Origin of the sequence: Rhizorhabdus argentea (assembly GCF_037861105.1) — a bacterium.
Classification (GTDB): domain Bacteria; phylum Pseudomonadota; class Alphaproteobacteria; order Sphingomonadales; family Sphingomonadaceae; genus Rhizorhabdus; species Rhizorhabdus argentea.
Map to the genome: position 1 here is coordinate 166,510 of NZ_JBANFK010000003.1, position 14,890 is coordinate 181,399.

The 14,890-nt window shown below is 60.0% G+C and carries 19 protein-coding genes; 6 read left to right on the plus strand and 13 right to left on the minus strand.

Annotation, left to right across the window (positions count from 1 at the left end):
- Positions 1-37 precede the first annotated feature (37 nt).
- Together AAC645_RS03690 and AAC645_RS03695 are read right to left on the minus strand one after the other, a co-directional pair.
- Positions 38-931, minus strand: coding sequence for a LysR substrate-binding domain-containing protein (locus AAC645_RS03690; RefSeq protein ID WP_340313934.1), 894 nt, complete (start codon positions 929-931; stop codon positions 38-40).
- Between the two features lie 286 nt (positions 932-1,217).
- Positions 1,218-1,883, minus strand: coding sequence for a glutathione S-transferase family protein (locus AAC645_RS03695; RefSeq protein WP_340313936.1), 666 nt, complete (start codon positions 1,881-1,883; stop codon positions 1,218-1,220).
- Between the two features lie 320 nt (positions 1,884-2,203).
- Between AAC645_RS03695 and AAC645_RS03700 the strand changes: the two genes are divergently transcribed.
- Genes AAC645_RS03700 through AAC645_RS03710 form a run of 3 tightly spaced genes read left to right on the plus strand, consistent with a single transcriptional unit; the run spans position 2,204 to position 5,575 of the window.
- The gene (locus AAC645_RS03700; RefSeq protein WP_340313938.1) at positions 2,204-3,373 is read left to right on the plus strand and encodes a YeiH family protein; all 1,170 of its coding nucleotides are present in this window, start codon (positions 2,204-2,206) and stop codon (positions 3,371-3,373) included.
- A gap of 34 nt (positions 3,374-3,407) precedes the next feature.
- Positions 3,408-4,007 carry a cysteine dioxygenase family protein gene (locus AAC645_RS03705; RefSeq protein ID WP_340313940.1) on the plus strand — a complete coding sequence of 200 codons (600 nt, stop codon included), beginning with the start codon at positions 3,408-3,410 and terminating at the stop codon, positions 4,005-4,007.
- The gene (locus AAC645_RS03710; protein WP_422785789.1) at positions 4,007-5,575 is read left to right on the plus strand and encodes a rhodanese-like domain-containing protein; all 1,569 of its coding nucleotides are present in this window, start codon (positions 4,007-4,009) and stop codon (positions 5,573-5,575) included. Before AAC645_RS03705 ends, AAC645_RS03710 begins: the two co-directional genes overlap by 1 nt.
- Before the next feature lie 59 nt (positions 5,576-5,634).
- Here AAC645_RS03710 and AAC645_RS03720 read toward each other — a convergent pair whose 3' ends face one another.
- Complete coding sequence (locus tag AAC645_RS03720) at positions 5,635-5,916, minus strand: hypothetical protein (RefSeq protein WP_340313942.1); 282 nt, start codon at positions 5,914-5,916, stop codon at positions 5,635-5,637.
- Between the two features lie 237 nt (positions 5,917-6,153).
- On the opposite strand from AAC645_RS03720, the gene AAC645_RS03725 reads away from it, so the two are divergent.
- Positions 6,154-6,837 carry a TetR/AcrR family transcriptional regulator gene (locus AAC645_RS03725; RefSeq protein WP_340313944.1) on the plus strand — a complete coding sequence of 228 codons (684 nt, stop codon included), beginning with the start codon at positions 6,154-6,156 and terminating at the stop codon, positions 6,835-6,837.
- A 91-nt stretch (positions 6,838-6,928) separates the two neighbouring features.
- On the plus strand, positions 6,929-7,267 hold the full coding sequence (locus tag AAC645_RS03730; protein ID WP_340313946.1) for an EthD family reductase: 339 nt from the start codon (positions 6,929-6,931) through the stop codon (positions 7,265-7,267).
- A 50-nt stretch (positions 7,268-7,317) separates the two neighbouring features.
- Here the strand turns inward: AAC645_RS03730 and AAC645_RS03735 are convergent, their stop codons facing one another.
- The 9 genes from AAC645_RS03735 to AAC645_RS03775 form a co-directional block, all read right to left on the minus strand.
- The gene (locus AAC645_RS03735; protein WP_340313947.1) at positions 7,318-7,695 is read right to left on the minus strand and encodes an EthD domain-containing protein; all 378 of its coding nucleotides are present in this window, start codon (positions 7,693-7,695) and stop codon (positions 7,318-7,320) included.
- A 49-nt stretch (positions 7,696-7,744) separates the two neighbouring features.
- Positions 7,745-8,509 (minus strand): SDR family NAD(P)-dependent oxidoreductase, encoded by a 765-nt coding sequence (locus AAC645_RS03740; protein ID WP_340313948.1) that lies wholly within the window; start codon positions 8,507-8,509, stop codon positions 7,745-7,747.
- 260 nt (positions 8,510-8,769) lie between these two features.
- A complete protein-coding gene (locus tag AAC645_RS03745) occupies positions 8,770-9,285 on the minus strand; it encodes an Hsp20/alpha crystallin family protein (RefSeq protein ID WP_340313950.1) in 516 nt (171 codons plus the stop codon).
- A gap of 71 nt (positions 9,286-9,356) precedes the next feature.
- The gene (locus AAC645_RS03750; RefSeq protein ID WP_340313952.1) at positions 9,357-9,836 is read right to left on the minus strand and encodes an Hsp20 family protein; all 480 of its coding nucleotides are present in this window, start codon (positions 9,834-9,836) and stop codon (positions 9,357-9,359) included.
- Positions 9,837-10,095: 259 nt separating this feature from the next.
- Positions 10,096-11,040 (minus strand): MBL fold metallo-hydrolase, encoded by a 945-nt coding sequence (locus tag AAC645_RS03755; protein ID WP_340313954.1) that lies wholly within the window; start codon positions 11,038-11,040, stop codon positions 10,096-10,098.
- Positions 11,041-11,055: 15 nt separating this feature from the next.
- Entirely contained in the window at positions 11,056-11,214 is a 159-nt protein-coding gene (locus tag AAC645_RS03760) for a hypothetical protein (RefSeq protein ID WP_340313956.1), read from the minus strand.
- A gap of 37 nt (positions 11,215-11,251) precedes the next feature.
- Positions 11,252-12,043, minus strand: a complete 792-nt coding sequence (locus AAC645_RS03765) for a sigma-70 family RNA polymerase sigma factor (protein WP_422785795.1) — start codon at positions 12,041-12,043, stop codon at positions 11,252-11,254.
- Positions 12,044-12,099: 56 nt separating this feature from the next.
- Positions 12,100-12,555: a carboxymuconolactone decarboxylase family protein gene (locus AAC645_RS03770; protein ID WP_340313960.1), complete on the minus strand. Its 456-nt coding sequence runs from the start codon at positions 12,553-12,555 to the stop codon at positions 12,100-12,102.
- A gap of 194 nt (positions 12,556-12,749) precedes the next feature.
- Positions 12,750-13,052 carry a putative quinol monooxygenase gene (locus AAC645_RS03775; protein WP_340313962.1) on the minus strand — a complete coding sequence of 101 codons (303 nt, stop codon included), beginning with the start codon at positions 13,050-13,052 and terminating at the stop codon, positions 12,750-12,752.
- Positions 13,053-13,339: 287 nt separating this feature from the next.
- Here AAC645_RS03775 and AAC645_RS03780 point away from each other — a divergent pair, with 287 nt between their 5' ends.
- Positions 13,340-13,846, plus strand: a complete 507-nt coding sequence (locus tag AAC645_RS03780) for an SRPBCC family protein (RefSeq protein WP_340313964.1) — start codon at positions 13,340-13,342, stop codon at positions 13,844-13,846.
- A 415-nt stretch (positions 13,847-14,261) separates the two neighbouring features.
- On the opposite strand, the gene AAC645_RS03785 is transcribed toward AAC645_RS03780, so the two are convergent.
- Positions 14,262-14,678, minus strand: coding sequence for a nuclear transport factor 2 family protein (locus tag AAC645_RS03785; RefSeq protein ID WP_340313966.1), 417 nt, complete (start codon positions 14,676-14,678; stop codon positions 14,262-14,264).
- Positions 14,679-14,890: the final 212 nt, after the last annotated feature.

Consider the following 14,890-nt stretch of genomic DNA (forward strand, 5'->3'; position numbering starts at 1 on the left):
AGCGTCGAGATGCGTGGCGGATATTCCACACCGGGCGCTAGGCGTCCTGCGTATCCTTGCTGCTGTAAACCGCTGCCAAATCAAAGGGGGGGCAAACGAGATTTTCGATCGCCTCGGTGATCAGGTCAGCCAGCCCGGAGATCGCGCGATGGGCCGAGCGCGAGGTCATGACAGCGATAAAAAATGTCGGCAGCGCGAGGCTCTCCAGCTCGAGGGCGGAGAAGCGGTGCCCTAAAAAGGCGGATGATCGGCATGTCAGGGCGAGACCGGCCTCGACCGCTACCCGCAAAGCCGAAATGTTCGATGTTTCGACGATCACCTGATGTGGCCGATTGGCGGCTTCGAGCGCAGCGACGGCACAGTCGCGTGCGAGACAGGGCCGGGTCATGAAAGCCAGCGGCAGCGTCTCGCGTTCGGCGAGCCTGGGATCGCCAAGCCAGACCATGCGAGACGGAGCAACAGTGAACTCATCCCTCTCGATCGAGTAGTAGACTGCGATGTCGATCAGGTGGGTAGCAAACAATTCCTTGATTTCACGCGAATTTCCGACCCGGATCTGAAGCTCTGCGCCCGGATTGAGCTGGACGAAGCGCGCGAGCACGCCAGAGAGAATTTCATCCCCGAAGTCCTGGACCACGCCGATGCGGACGGGCCCGTTCAGACCTGCTCGGTCGAGGCTCTTAACCGCGTGATCGTTCAGTTCCAGGATCTGGCGCGCAAGATCCAACAGCCTTTCGCCCGACGATGTGAGAACCAGCGTTCCCTGTTCTCGCCTGAAGAGCGGAACCTGTACGATCTCGGACAGGCGCTTCATCTGCAGGCTGAGGGCGGACTGAGTAAGAAAAATCTTCTCGGTGGCCCGCACGATCGATCCATTGTCGGCTATCGCTACGAAACTTCGCAGCAAATTGGTGGGCAGGTTCACTTGCATCGGTCAATCCCATCCACGTCATCGCGGCTCAATTCTCGATGTCGCCGTCCGTCGGAAGGAGCTTCCTGCTAGTCCTCCCCCGATCACGCCGGGATGGCGCCTCCGCCGAAGAGGAGGCTTGCTTCCTGCCAAGATGGCGGCATCTAGGACCGTCCTTTCTAAGCTGTCAAAGCTGCGCGCACAAGCTGCATGGCCCTGAGATTGAGCTGCTCCAAACGTCGGTCGTGACGAGCATGATCGGCTGCTGCAGAGATCGAGATCGCAGCGTTGTCCGTGAACCGGTTGGCTAGCTCATCTCCGTCTCGGCCTGCCATTTCGCGGGTGGAGCAGAACGTTCCAGTTCAAGCGCGTGCACGACCTCAGGCCGGGCCATGTCGCGCTGGATCTTATCCGCCCAGCAGGGGAGCGACGAGCTGTCGATTTGGAGCTTCTGTGCCCACCGCCAGATGACGACGCTGAACATGTCGACAGCGTTGAACTGATCGGACGTGAGATATTTTCCGGACTGCGCGACCCGCTCCTCCAACTCGGCGAGCGCGGAGGCCAGTCGCTGCTTGCCGGATGCCGCCAGCCGCTCCTTGACGTCGGCCTCGTCTGTGAAGCGCTCGCCCCGCAACGTCTGCGCGACATGGACGTGGATGGTGGAGGAGAACCAGCACAGCAGTTCCATTGCGCGGCCAAGCAGCATGGGATCGCGCATTGGAAGAATGCCGGAGTCGGGGAAGCGCGCAGCCAGGTAGGTCAAGACTGCGTTGAGTTCCGTGATGACCGTACCGTCCACCGCCAATGCGGGAACCCGACCGTGCGGATTGATCGCGAGATAGGCTGCGCTGCGCTGATCTCCAGCTGCGAGATTCAGCGAAACCAGCTCATAATCGACTGCCGTCCGCTCCAGGGCCCACAAAGCCACCAGCGCGCAGCTTCCAGGTGCGACATAAAGTTTCAACGACATCGCTAAATCCCTTGAGCATTAAATGCGGGGTAGCCGCATTTCCGTTGAGTGCATCAGCCGGCAGCATGTTTCCCCCGCTCTTCGCGCTGATGAGAATATTGGGGCACGCGCTCAATCGAATAATACTAAGATTGTTCATGAGCGTTGCTCATTTCGTGCGAGCGGAGGCACTCTTTTGGGAGCTCCTCGGGGCGAGGGCAGGTAGTGCAAAGTGCGAAATCCAGATGGTGGTCCTTCTGGGCTTGGCGTGAGGGAACGCGCCAGATCGCGGCCGGGCGGGAGGCGGAACGGGCGGGAAGGCTGAATATGCATGCGGCCGCATGAGCATCCCCAACATCCGTTTTAACGATTCTCATTTGCGCCGCCACCACAGCCCGTCCACGAGCCAGCGAAGGTGCGAGGGCGAAGAGAGGAATATACTGGAGATGCGTCCGGTCAGCACGACGACTGTCCTACCCGAGGCGGACTCCACCTCTGTGACGGCGGCCGATCTCTACTGCGAGTTTTATGAGCAGGAGACGAGTTCGCTAAGAGACTACTGGCCAGGCCTCGCGGTGACGGCTGCTGCCGTGCTTGCGGCCAGCTTCCTGTCCAGTCACTACGGCGCGCCCCTCGCCTTGATGGGGCTGCTGATCGGCCTCTCGCTCAGCTTCCTCAATCAGGATCCGCGCCTGCGCAAGGGTCTGGGCTTCGCAACGCATCCGCTTTTGCGGGTCGGTATCATGTTGATCGGCCTAAGAATTACTGCATCGCAAATCGCTGATCTCGGTCCCCTTGCGCTTTGCGCGGTGGCCGCCATCACGACGGTTACCCTGCTTTCTGGCATCTTTTTCGCGCGGGTCCTGGGTTTCCGCAACAGCTTTGGCACGCTTGCCGGCGGCGCCGTCGCCATCTGCGGGGCATCGGCCGCAGCGGCGCTCTCGGTGGTGCTCAACACGCGCCGCGAAAACCCGGCGCACTTGTCGATCGTGCTCGTCGGGATCGCCGCTGTGAGTGCGATCGGCATGTCACTTTATCCTATGCTGGCCCACGCGCTCGGCCTTAACGATCAGCAAGCCGGCTTTTTCCTCGGCGCTTCTATTCACGATGTCGCACAGGCGCTCGGCGCCGGTTACTCTTTTTCTGAGAAAGCGGGCCAGACCGCCACCATCGTAAAGCTGAGCCGCGTCGCGTTGCTCATGCCGGTTCTCGCAGTAGTTGCTTATTTCGCGGATGGAGGAGAGCGCCGCAAGTTCGGCAGGGTGCCCTGGTTTCTCGTCGGATTTCTTTTGCTGGTGATTGTGAACTCCACCCTCGCGATCCCCAAGGTTGTGGGGTCCGTCCTGAGTAGTCTGGCGACGATCCTGATCGCCTCCGCCATTACAGCTGCGGGGATCAGCTCTCCGCTGGCCTCTCTGCTTTCCAGTGGTATAAAACCACTGATGGTGATCGCCGGCGCCTCCGTCGTCGCCCTCCTCCTATCGCTAGGGGCGGCGGCGGTGCTGTTTTGATGCCGTGCAACGATTGTATCAGGGAACCGAGTTCATGACAGACGCGCCTCGCATAGCCCGTTTGCGTCACTTCGTTGTGTCACTTGCCCAAGCGGTCCAGCAGCTTGGCGATGAGCAGAGCCTGCTGGCGACGGCCAAGCCCCTGTTGGCAGAACTCGTCTCGCACGACGACTGGCTGCCCGCAGCCCTCGCTGTTCCCAACCCTCGAACTTACCAGCAATATCTGCTGCATTGCGACAGCATGCAGCGCTTCTCGGTGGTCAGCTTCGTCTGGGGCCCCGGCCAATCCACGCCGATTCACAACCATGGAACCTGGGGACTGATCGGGATGCTGCGCGGCTCCGAGGTCAACCAGAGTTATGAACTTGATGACGACGGAATACCCCGGGCTGTCGGGCCGACTGTCCGTCTCGATGCAGGCGACGTCGAAATGCTCTCGCCGGCGACCGGCGATATCCATCGGGTATGGAATTCTTACGAGGACCGCCCATCCATCAGCATCCACGTATACGGCGCCAACATCGGCGCAGTAACCCGGCTGGCCTATGAGCAGGATGGGAGCACCAAGCCCTTCATCTCCGGCTATTCGAGTTCCACACTCCCGAACTTCTGGGACCTGTCGAAAGAACAATAGTGACCGAAACGATAACCCCCGCCGAAGTGCGGTTGCACCTGTTGACCCGGCAGGAGATTGCCTTGCTGGATGTGCGCGAAGAGGCATCATTCGCGCTCTCCCACCCGCTTTTCGCATCCCAGATTTCCGCCGGACTCGTGGAAATCGAGGCATTGGATCGTCTGCCCCGCCAGCAAGTCCTGGTCGTCGTATATGACGATGGCGAGGGGCTCGTCGACACAGCCGTCCGCAGGTTAGCGGCACTCGGCTATAGGAACACGCGCATCTTGCAGGGTGGTCTGAAAGGTTGGGCCGCCGATGGCGGGGAGCTCTTTCAGGACGTTAACTCCTATAGCAAGGCCTTTGGTGAAGTCGTCGAGGGACGGCGGCATACGCCTCTCCTTCCGGCCCCGGAACTCGATGCGATGCTGCGGGCGAATGCCGATGTCGCGGTCATGGACGCCAGAAGATACGACGAATACAAGGTCATGAGCATTCCGAAGGGGACCAGCGTTCCGGGTGCTGAGCTCGTTCTGCGGGCTCAGGCGCTGGCGCCTGATCCAGATACCACGATCGTCGTCAATTGCGCCGGGCGAACCCGGAGCATCATCGGCGCTCAATCGCTGATCAACGCCGGCCTTCCCAACCGTATCTACGCCCTGTGCAACGGCACGATCGGGTGGACGCTTGCGGGACTGGAACTGGAGCATGGGCAGTCGCGCTGCGCTCCAGACGTCGCGGAAGATGCCAGAAACGCCGCGCTGGAACGGGCGCGGGATGTTTCTTACCGCGCTGGCGTGAAAGTATTGACTGGCGAACAAGTCGCGCTCCTTGCTGCGGACGCCACGCGCACGCTCTATCGCTTCGACGTACGCACTCCCGAGGAATATGCCGCAGGTCATGTTCCAGGGTTCCGAAGCGCGCCCGGCGGCCAGCTGGTCCAGGAAACCGATATGGTCGCGCCGGTGCGGGGCGCGCGCATCGTCCTCTGGGACAATCTCGGCGTCCGCGCGCACATGAGCGGCTCGTGGCTCGCCCAGATGGGCTGGGAGGTCTATGTCGTTGAAGGCCGTGCGGACGAGGCTGCGGCAACCGGTCCATGGACGCCGACCCTGCCATCGCTCCCCGCTGTGGACCTCATATCCGTCAAGGAACTGGCGCAGACACTTGGGTCGTCGCAAACGATCGTGGTGGACCTTGCGCCATCGACGACCCATCGCTCGGAACATGTGCCTGGCGCCCGTTTCGCCATCCGAGCGCGGCTGGATGCGGCGATTGCAGCCCTGCCGGAGACAGCGGATATTGTGCTTACGTCGCCGGATGCCGCACTGGCGACATTTGCTGCCGCGGATCTGGAGACGAACAGGAAGGTTCGCGTGCTGAAGGGAGGCACCGCCGCCTGGGCAGCCGCCGGATATCCGCTGGAAGCGGGTTTCTTCGATGCGCTTTCACCTCCGGATGACATCTATAAGCGTCCTTATGTCGGCACCGATAATGCCGCGGCGCAGATGCAAGCCTACCTCGACTGGGAATATGGACTGGTCGATCAACTGAGGCGGGACGGGACCCACGGTTTTTTCGTCATCTAGACCGGAGCTCCCGGAGCGCCCCTGGCGCAAGGGCGCTCCGGAAAATGCGCGGCGACTATTCAGGGATGAGTGCGGAAGGGCGGACGCTTCAAGCCAAGATGGTCGCGCAGCGTGGTGCCTTCATATTCGGTGCGGAACAGTCCGCGGCGCTGAAGCTCCGACACGATTTTCGTGCCGAAGTCACACATTCCGCTCACTAGCGGAAAGAACATCATGAACCCGTCGGCGACGCCCCCGAGGAACCACTCTTCCATGATGTCTGCCACATCTTTGGGCGTACCATGAATTGTGTTTGCAGACCTTCCCTGGGAGAACTTCCGGTAGAGCTCACGCCCCGTCATGGGGCGTTCCGCAAGCCATTCCCGGAGGAGAGCGTCGGCTGACTTGCTGGAATTGGCTTCCTTGGCAGATGATCGAGCGTTACATAAATCGGTTCGGATGTGGTGGTTGTTAATGGCGATAATTAATGTACATTCATTAATCGAAGGCAAGGCCGAATGGGTATTCTGCCCGGAGTTGTTCTACCGCCCCCTTTTCATGGTCGTACAAGTTCGGGCTCGGATGGCAGGCGCAGGAAAATGACGAAGACGGCGACGGTGAAACCGCTTGGCACCAAAGAGGCGATGATCGTGGCCGCCGAGCGGCGCTTTGCGCTTCACGGCCTGGAAGGCGCGTCCCTGCGGCAGATCGCAATCGATTCCGGCCAGCGCAACGAGTCGGCCGCGCATTATCATTTCGGTTCCAGAGAGGGCTTGATCCGCGCCATTCTCGGCCATCGCATATCGACGATAAACGCAAGGCGCGAGAAGCGGCTCAAGGCGGTGAACCGTAGTCCAGGATGTCCGATCTCACCGGAATCGATCGCGTCCATCGTGATTCATCCGATGGCGGACGAGATCTTCTCCAACTGGCGAAACTGCTATTGGGTACGCTTCATTTCCCAGTTATTTTCTATCGATAAGTTCAAATCTTTTTCCGAAGAATTCGAATCGTATTCGCCGGCACTTGTTGCGGCTTATGACCTGATGAAAACTATTCCGGGCGTAGATCCAATCGTCTTGAAGGTCCGTGGAGAGATATTAAGGCAGGATGTCGTGTGGGGGCTCTCTCGTGTCGAGGCGATGTCTTTCCACGAAAGTCGAGAAGCTTGCGAACTGCACATCGCCAATCTGGTGGACATGATCGCCGCGGCTATTTCCGTCGTCCCTTCCAGAAATACTATCTTGAAGGTAAAGGCGTTCCATGGGGCAGGGGGGACGTGACTTTCCTGCGGGCAGTCGCCGTCATCGATTTGACGGAGCGCGCGAAGGAGTGCAGATTCGCCTGGTCGCCGAGAGGAGAGGAGGGCCGTCCATGTACGCGATTGTCGGCATGTTGAAGCGCCCGCCCGAATGGAGCCGCGCCCAGTTCCGCAGCTGGTGGCTGGAAGAGCATGCGGAAATCGCCAAGAAGTTGCCCGGCCTGCGCCGGTACACCGTCCATCCGCCGACCGACGCATTCGATGCCGTCTCTGGCAAGCTGGAAGGCGAGCCTAGCCAGGATGGGCTCGCCTTCCTCTGGTTCGACGACAAGGAGGCCGCTGAGGCCGCCTTTGCCTCGCCCCAGGGCGAGCATGATCGGGTGACCTTCGGAAGGACGGGCGTGTCCGTGATCATCTTCGGGACCGCGGAGAGCCGGGAGATGCTGGGCTGATACCGCCCGGCTATGTAGGGTCCTTCGCGGGCCAAGGGCGCTGCTTCGCCCTATTCGAATTTGGTTTCGTGCTCTTCAAGAATGAAGACGGCTTTCTGCTCGCGATTAAGGAACCGCTGTTCGTCGGCGATGATCATCTCGCTCACTGCATCCTGCATCGAGAACTCGACCAGCCTGTCGAAATCCCCACGGGATTCGAACCACATTTCCATGGCAACGTCATATTCGGGTTCGCGCGCATTATCCTCCTCAGCTATGGGATCGCTCATGGGATGAAGGTATTTCCTCACATATTTTAGCGGCTTCAAGTTGTTATCCTGAAATAACTTGGCTCCCAGAACTGCGTGATGACTTTCATAATACTCAATAAAATCCTGCATGGATGTCCCCTCCTTGCGCTTCATGAGCCACATCACTTTGAACATCATTCACTCCTTCTGGTTTTCGCATGTCGGATCGAAAGCAGTGCAATGGTAGCTATAGATGCATTCCGCCGCTCGCCTGCAAAAGTTGGCCGGTGATCCATCCACCCTCCGGGGAGGCGAGGAAAAGAGCCACGGCGGCGATGTCTTCGGGCTGCCCGATGCGGCCCATTGCAGTCGCCTGATGTATCCACGACACCATTGTCGGATCCTGCAGAGTCGGACTGAGTAGAGCGGTCTCGGTGGCCCCGGGCGCAAGCGCGTTGACGGCGATGCCGCGCGGCCCCAGCTCAGCGGCAAGCGAGCGAGTGAACGCGTTGACCGCTGCTTTCGCCAGAGAATAAGCCACTGCGCCTGGATATGCGGCGATCGACACCACCGATGAGATATTGATGATTCTGCCACCATCCGGCATTTGTTTCAGCGCTGCCTGGGTGACGAAGAAGGTGCTCTTGATATTGGAATCGATCATGAGGTCGAATAGTGCCTCGTCGACCTGCGCGATCGTCGTGCCGCTGCCCTTTCCGGCATTGTTGACGAGAATGTCCAGTCCGGAATGGCCGCGGCGGGCGAGCTGATCCTCAAGCGCGCCGAACATGGACGTGATGGAGCCGACGTCCCTGAGATCCGCCTGCAGGACGAATGCCTTGCCCCCATCCCGCTCGATAAGGGCGACGGTCTCCAGGGCGCGTTCCTCTCCGCTATTGTAATGCACTGCCACTGTGGCGCCTGCATCGGCAAGGCGACTGGCGATGGCACGGCCGATGCCACCCGATGCACCAGTCACCAATGCTGCTTTATTATCGAGCGACCCAGGCATTTTACATCTCTCCCAGTTATGACCGCCAACGCGAAGCGGCTGCCAACGCTCGCCTCAACCGTCTCATTCGAGCGTTCCGAAGCGCGTGATGCTTCGGTCGCTTTCCCTGGGTTATCTCAAACTGAATGGCCGAGCCATCCTCCTGCCCATCCATTCAGTGATGCGTGCCTCTCATCAGCGGCCTTCGCTTCGTAAGCCGCCGTAGTGGCGCCCGGAAGCGCACAGCGCGCGGCCCGGGAGCAGGGTCCCGGGCCGGCTTGTCATGCGGCTTGCGAGTTGATCGGAATATGGCGACGATTTTCGTTTGCCGCCTCCGATTTCGGCAAAGTGATGGTGAGCACGCCGTTCTTGAACGTCGCGCTCGCCTTGTCCCGCTCGACGCCGCGGGGAAGGCCGATCCGCCGCTCGAAACGGCCGTAGCTGCGTTCGGTATAGCCGCGGTCCTTGTCTTCGACCTCGGACTTCTTCTCGCCGCGCAGGGTCAGAACGCCTTCTTCGAGAGTGATGTCGACATCCTTCTCCTCAAGGCCCGGCAGTTCGGCGGTGACACGGATTTCGCGGTCCGTTTCGCCCAGTTCGAGGTTCGGCCATGACAGGCTGCGCTCGGAACCTCCGAGCGACGGCACGCCGAAGCCGCGGAAGACATCATCGAACAGCCGGTTCACCTCGCGGTGAAGAGACAGCAGCGGGTGGTCGCCCCGGTCGCGCTCAGCACCGACGGTGGCGGGAAGCCGGTTCTCCTGCCGGCTCCAGGGGATCAGATCACGAATTGCCATGATGTCATCTCCTTTATGGCTGGAAAATAATGGAAGCCCGCCGCCCAGCGGACGGCGGGCCAATGGTTCGATCAGGCCGCCTGACGGTCCCCTTCCTTGGGTGCTTCGAGGCGATCAATGGCGGAAGCATTGCCGCCAATCTCGATCTTGCGCGGTTTCATCGCATCGGGAACAACCCGCTGGAGGTCGATCCTCAGCAGGCCATTGTCGAAGCTCGCCGCGCTGACCTCGACGAAATCCGCAAGTTCGAATCGCCGCTCGAAAGGCCGCGTCGCGATACCGCGGTGCAGATACTCGCCCTCGGTCTTGTCCTCGGCGCGCTTGGCCGTGACGGTAAGTTGGTTCTGCTGCGCCACGATTTCGATGTCATCCGGGCGGAAGCCGGCTACCGCGAGCGTAATGCGGTAGCTATCCTCTCCCTGCCGCTCGATATCGAAGGGCGGATAGCCCTCGGTACCGTCACTGCGCATGCCGGTTTCGAGCAGATCGAACAGACGATCGAAGCCGACCGTCGAGCGCCTGAACGGCGCGAAGTCGAATGTGGTTCTCATCTCCAAATCCTCCACATTGAGCAATTTGGGCATGAGACGCGCCGGAGAGAGCCGACGCCCTCAAATGTCCCAACCGGACCCGGTTTTCAGCGTCCGGCGTTAAAAAATCTAGGAAGCTGGTGAGCTCTTTCAAGAGATTTTTTCGCAGGCGATCGACGCAATGACGCGACTTTGCGATTATCCGCCGCTGACCAGCGCAGCCGGTAATACCTCCTCGATCGCCGCCCGGATCCAAGCTGCGGTCGGGACGGATGTCGCGTCAAAAGGCGTTCAACGGGATTTTCAAGTAGCGCGTGCCGTTAGATTCCGGACAGGGCAGCCGACCGCCGCGCATGTTCACCTGGATCGACGGAAGAACCAGCTTGGGCATGTCGAGCGTGGCGTCCCGTGCCGTTCGCATGGCAACGAAGGCGTCTTCGCTGATGCCGTCACGAACGTGGACGTTATGGTCGCACTCCGCTCCGATGGTCGTTTCCCAGCAAAATTGGTCGCGTCCCGACGCTTTATAGTCATGGCAGAGGAAAAGACGGGTTTCTCGCGGCAAGCAGAGCAGGCGGCGGATCGATCGATAGAGTTGCCGTGCGTCGCCGCCGGGAAAATCGGCGCGAGCAGTTCCAAAATCGGGCATGAACAGGGTGTCACCGCAGAATACGCTGTTCCCGATCACATAGCCGAGATCCGCTGGCGTATGGCCGGGTATGTGAAGGACGCTTGCCTTAAGGTCGCCGATCTCGAACAGGTCGCCGTCATCGAACAGATGATCGAAGAGCGCGGCTGACCGATCGAGCGTAGCGCGATCGTTGAAAAGCGCGCCGAAGTGATCCTGTACCGCCGTGATCGCTCTACCAATTGCGGTACGTCCTCCAAGCCGTTCCTGAAGATAGGGAGCGGACGAGAGATGGTCGGCATGAGCATGCGTCTCGAGCAGCCATTCGACCGTTAGGTCTTTGTCCGCAACATAAGCGAGGATTTTGTCCGCCGAAGCGGTTCCAGTCCGCCCCGAGGCGAAGTCGAAATCAAGCACCGGATCTATGATCGCAGCTGCTCGTGTTCGGGCGTCGGACACGACATGGCTCGCCGTGTTCGTCACTTCGTCGAAAAAGCTCTGAACGATTGGCTGCGCTTCAGCTGCACCCAGCGAGGCATTGATTTGGCACACCGCGCTATCCAGCGGTATGTCGCGAAGAGAAGTCGTAGCCGTCATTCCGCCTCCGACAGCTTATCGCTCGATGAAACCTGTATACTGCCGATCACCAGTCAGGGCAAACGCATTGGCGTGCTCCCGCAGCCTACGACCACGAGTCATGGCGCGCTCCTTCTCGAACAGCGCCTTGCGCGCGATCTGCCATTCATCGCGTGATACGATCTGGCGTTGCATCGTCGTTCTCCCGTGTTGGTAAGTCAGCCCCTCGTCTCTAATTCAGCCGTGTTTCCAGATGGCGCAGCTTGTCGGGGTTGCGCATCACATAAACGGCTTTGACCCGGCCGCTCTCGATCAGCAGCGCGGTGGTCTGGAGAACCCCGTCTGCTTCACGCGTGACGAAGCCGGGCAGGCCGTTAACATAAGCGTATCGGATCAACTCTCCCGTCCGTCCGATCGTCAGCCGCGCGATCGCGGCGAAGGTTCGCGTCACTTCACTCGATCCTCTCATGACGCGCGCCGCCGCCGGCCGCTTGCCGCCGCCGTCGGAATAGAGACTGACATCTTCCGCCAGCATCTCGCTCAGCCGCCCGATTTCGCCCCCGCGGGATGCCGCGAAGAAGGCTTGCGCGATCTCCAGCCCATGCGCGCGCTCGACGGGGAAGCGCGGCTTCTCGGCCTGGACATGCTCGCGGGCGCGGCTCGCAAGCTGCCGGCAGGCGGCGGAATCGCGCCCTATGCTCTCGGCGATGTCGTCGAAGCTCTCGCCGAACACGTCGTGGAGCAGGAACGCGGCGCGTTCGAGCGGAGAGAGCCGCTCGAGCGCCAGCATGAGGGGGAGCGTGATGTCTTCCACCGCGTCGGGCTCGATCACCGGATCCGGCAGCCAGGGGCCGATATATTCCTCGCGCCGCGCCCGCGCCGACTTGAGCTGGTCGAGACATAATCGGGTGACGACGCGACGCAGAAACGCCTCCGGCACGCGCACGCTGTCCCGATCGCTGGCTCCCCAGCGTAGCCAGGCATCCTGCACCACGTCCTCGGCATCTGCCATCGATCCGAGCATCCGGTAGGCGACGCGCAGCAGCCGGGGCCTCAGGGCGTCGAAGGCCGCGACATCGCTCACTGCTTCCAGCCCAGCTCAGGCGCAAATAGGTCGAAGCCGACCGCCAGCCGGTTCCAGCCATTGATGACGTTGATCATCATCGTCAGCTTCACCTGCTCCTCCTTGCTGAACTGGAGGTCCAGCGCGTCATAGATATGCTGCGGCGCGCGCTTGTCGGCAACCAGCGTCAGATGCTCGGTCCAGGCGAGCGCCGCGCGCTCGCGTTCGGTATAAAGGGGGGCTTCATGCCATGCCGCAAGAACCGCGATGCGCTGCTCCGACTCGCCGGCCTGCCGCGCTTCATAGCTGTGCATGTTGAGGCAGTTGGCGCAGCCGTTTATCTGCGACGCGCGGATCTTCACCAGTTCAAGCAACGGTTTTTCGAGACCGTTTGCGGCGACCTGATTAGAAAAGTTCAGCCACGCTTTCAGCAGTTCGGGCGCCGCGGCATAGGGATCGGTACGGCCAGTCATGATCGGTGTCCTCGTGTCAGGGGTTCGCGGACCTGACGAGGCAGCGGGCAGCAATGTGACATGCCGATGCACATTTATCATTGTTGCGCGGCGTTTCTGATCCGGCAGCCGGAGCGCTGCGCATCGCGCCCGCGGGGCCGGCCATCTCGTTGGGCAAGCCGGAGATGCCGGGCGAGTCACTCACCCGGCATAGATCAGCCCTTCGCGGCGGTCGTCGGCCAGAAGTCCAGCTTGGGCGCATCAACCATGAGGTCGGCGGCGCCGTCCATGTCCCCGCGCTCGGTACGCCAGGCGACATAATCATGAAAGTGCTGCTCGGACGCCCATCGTTCGATGAAGAGGACGTTGCTAGGATCGTCCTTATGGCGGACAATCTGAATGTCTATGAACCCCGGCCGCTGCGCGGTGTCCTTGATCTGATCGGGCAATACGCCGCAGAATCCATCCGCAGCTTCGGGTTTCAGTTTCATGTTCAGCGTCACGACAACTTCACTCATGTGGCACTCCATATTGCGACAATGATAGTCAATTCCGTCGACATCCGATTTCCGGATCCTCACAGCTCGGCATTTGTTCGGCAGAGCGGAAGCCTCGATTTAACCGACGGGTCGCGACGGGTATATGTATGATCGGAGTAGAAGGCCATCGTGACAAGCATCAGGCCATGGTGCGTATGGGCTATCGCCAGGACGAAAAAATTTGATATTATCCAAACGCGGATTAGAATATTGCCGCACGCTTTGGCGGCCGAACATCGCGCGTTAGCGGTCCGGCATAAGAAAGGATGGATGAGATGCGTATTGCCCGGGGTTCCAGATATTATAGCGGTGTGGTCGGGGGTAATATCGACGCGGTCTGGGATCTGTTCATGGATTGGGGCGATATCTCCTGGATCGACAATGTCGACGCCGAGGGGCCGGTTCTCGCCAAGTCGACGCTGGAGGGGGAGGTCGACGCGATCCCTCGGACGCGCGTGATGAAGCGCGCAAATGCTGTCGAATCCGGTCTCCCACTTGAGAACCGTGAAGTTCTTATGCTGGCGGACAAGGTGGCTTACCGTCTCTATTATGATGCAAACGATGGCTGCGTTCACGGCATACGCAATTATATCGCGAGCTGGGCGCTGGATCCGATTTCGGAAAATAGCTGTCAGATGACCATCCAGTCCACCTTCGACGTGGACGAGAGCGGAACACTTGAAGGCGTTACGTCCTGGCTTGACAATGTTTATGTGATGATTGTCCGCAGTCTCGATAAACATTTTGCGAAACAGCTCGCGGCAGCGAACTGATCTTTCCTCAGGCCACCGGTTCCGCTTATCGTTTCGGTAAAGGAGCCCAGCCTCCAGGCTGATCTGTTCTGCCGGTGGTTTCTATGCGCTCGCCGTCGCGAGGTAACGGCCTTCCGGCAGGCTATGCTTGTGCCGTGCGCGACGGCATCCCCCGTCGTCGATGCGGCACGGCATAGCCGCTCGCGCTAGACCCATTGGCGCAAGAGTATAGTGCGCGATCAATTTAACCGGGTTGTCCGCGCTCAGAAACCCGGCGCCAGCATAGATACCAGGATTTCCGTGCTCTTATTTGCCCCAATGTTCGCCAACAACGTCTTCCGTTGCACTGTATGTGAAATCATTTCCAGTGCGACGCCGCTTCTCCCGAAGTGCGCGGCATCGCAAAGGATTTGATAGCCAGAGAGAAGGGCCGAACTCAGGAGGCGATCACTTCGGGCGGAAAGGTTTTCTTCAGATACCGCGCCTGAAACACCCACCGGTCTCCAATCCTTTGATACTGATCGTTATATTCTACCAAATAGCGAGCCCTTGAGCCAGTGTTCTGCATCGATTCCACGATGGCGAAGGACGTACCGCGCGCGCTGTTCTCCTCAGCATCCCAGATCAGGTGATTCGTCATCAGGTGAAGGAGATGCTTGACCCGGCTGGCGATCGCGTCGCCATAAGCGGTCAGACCCTGGTGGCCTTCGTGCCTTCCCATGCCGAACTCGCTCTCGTCGAGGATGCCATCAGGCGCAAACAACGCCACCCACTCTGGAATCATCAAGCTGTCGACATAATATGCGTATTGAGCCACGAGATCCTGAATATCCAGGCGGTCTTCGATTTTCACGGCTACTTTCCCTTTTCCTGTAAATGTTCAATGATGACAATGCGTCGATTATCGGGAGGCGCAGACGACATTCTCACCTCTCAGCCGAGCCGTCTAACAGCGGGTTGGACCAGGTGGAAGCTATGGTCGCTCGCGGTGTAATAAGGGGAGATTTGTGCCATGCTCCCCAGATCCAGATGGGCACTCCATTCCGCTCCCGAAACGGCACATTG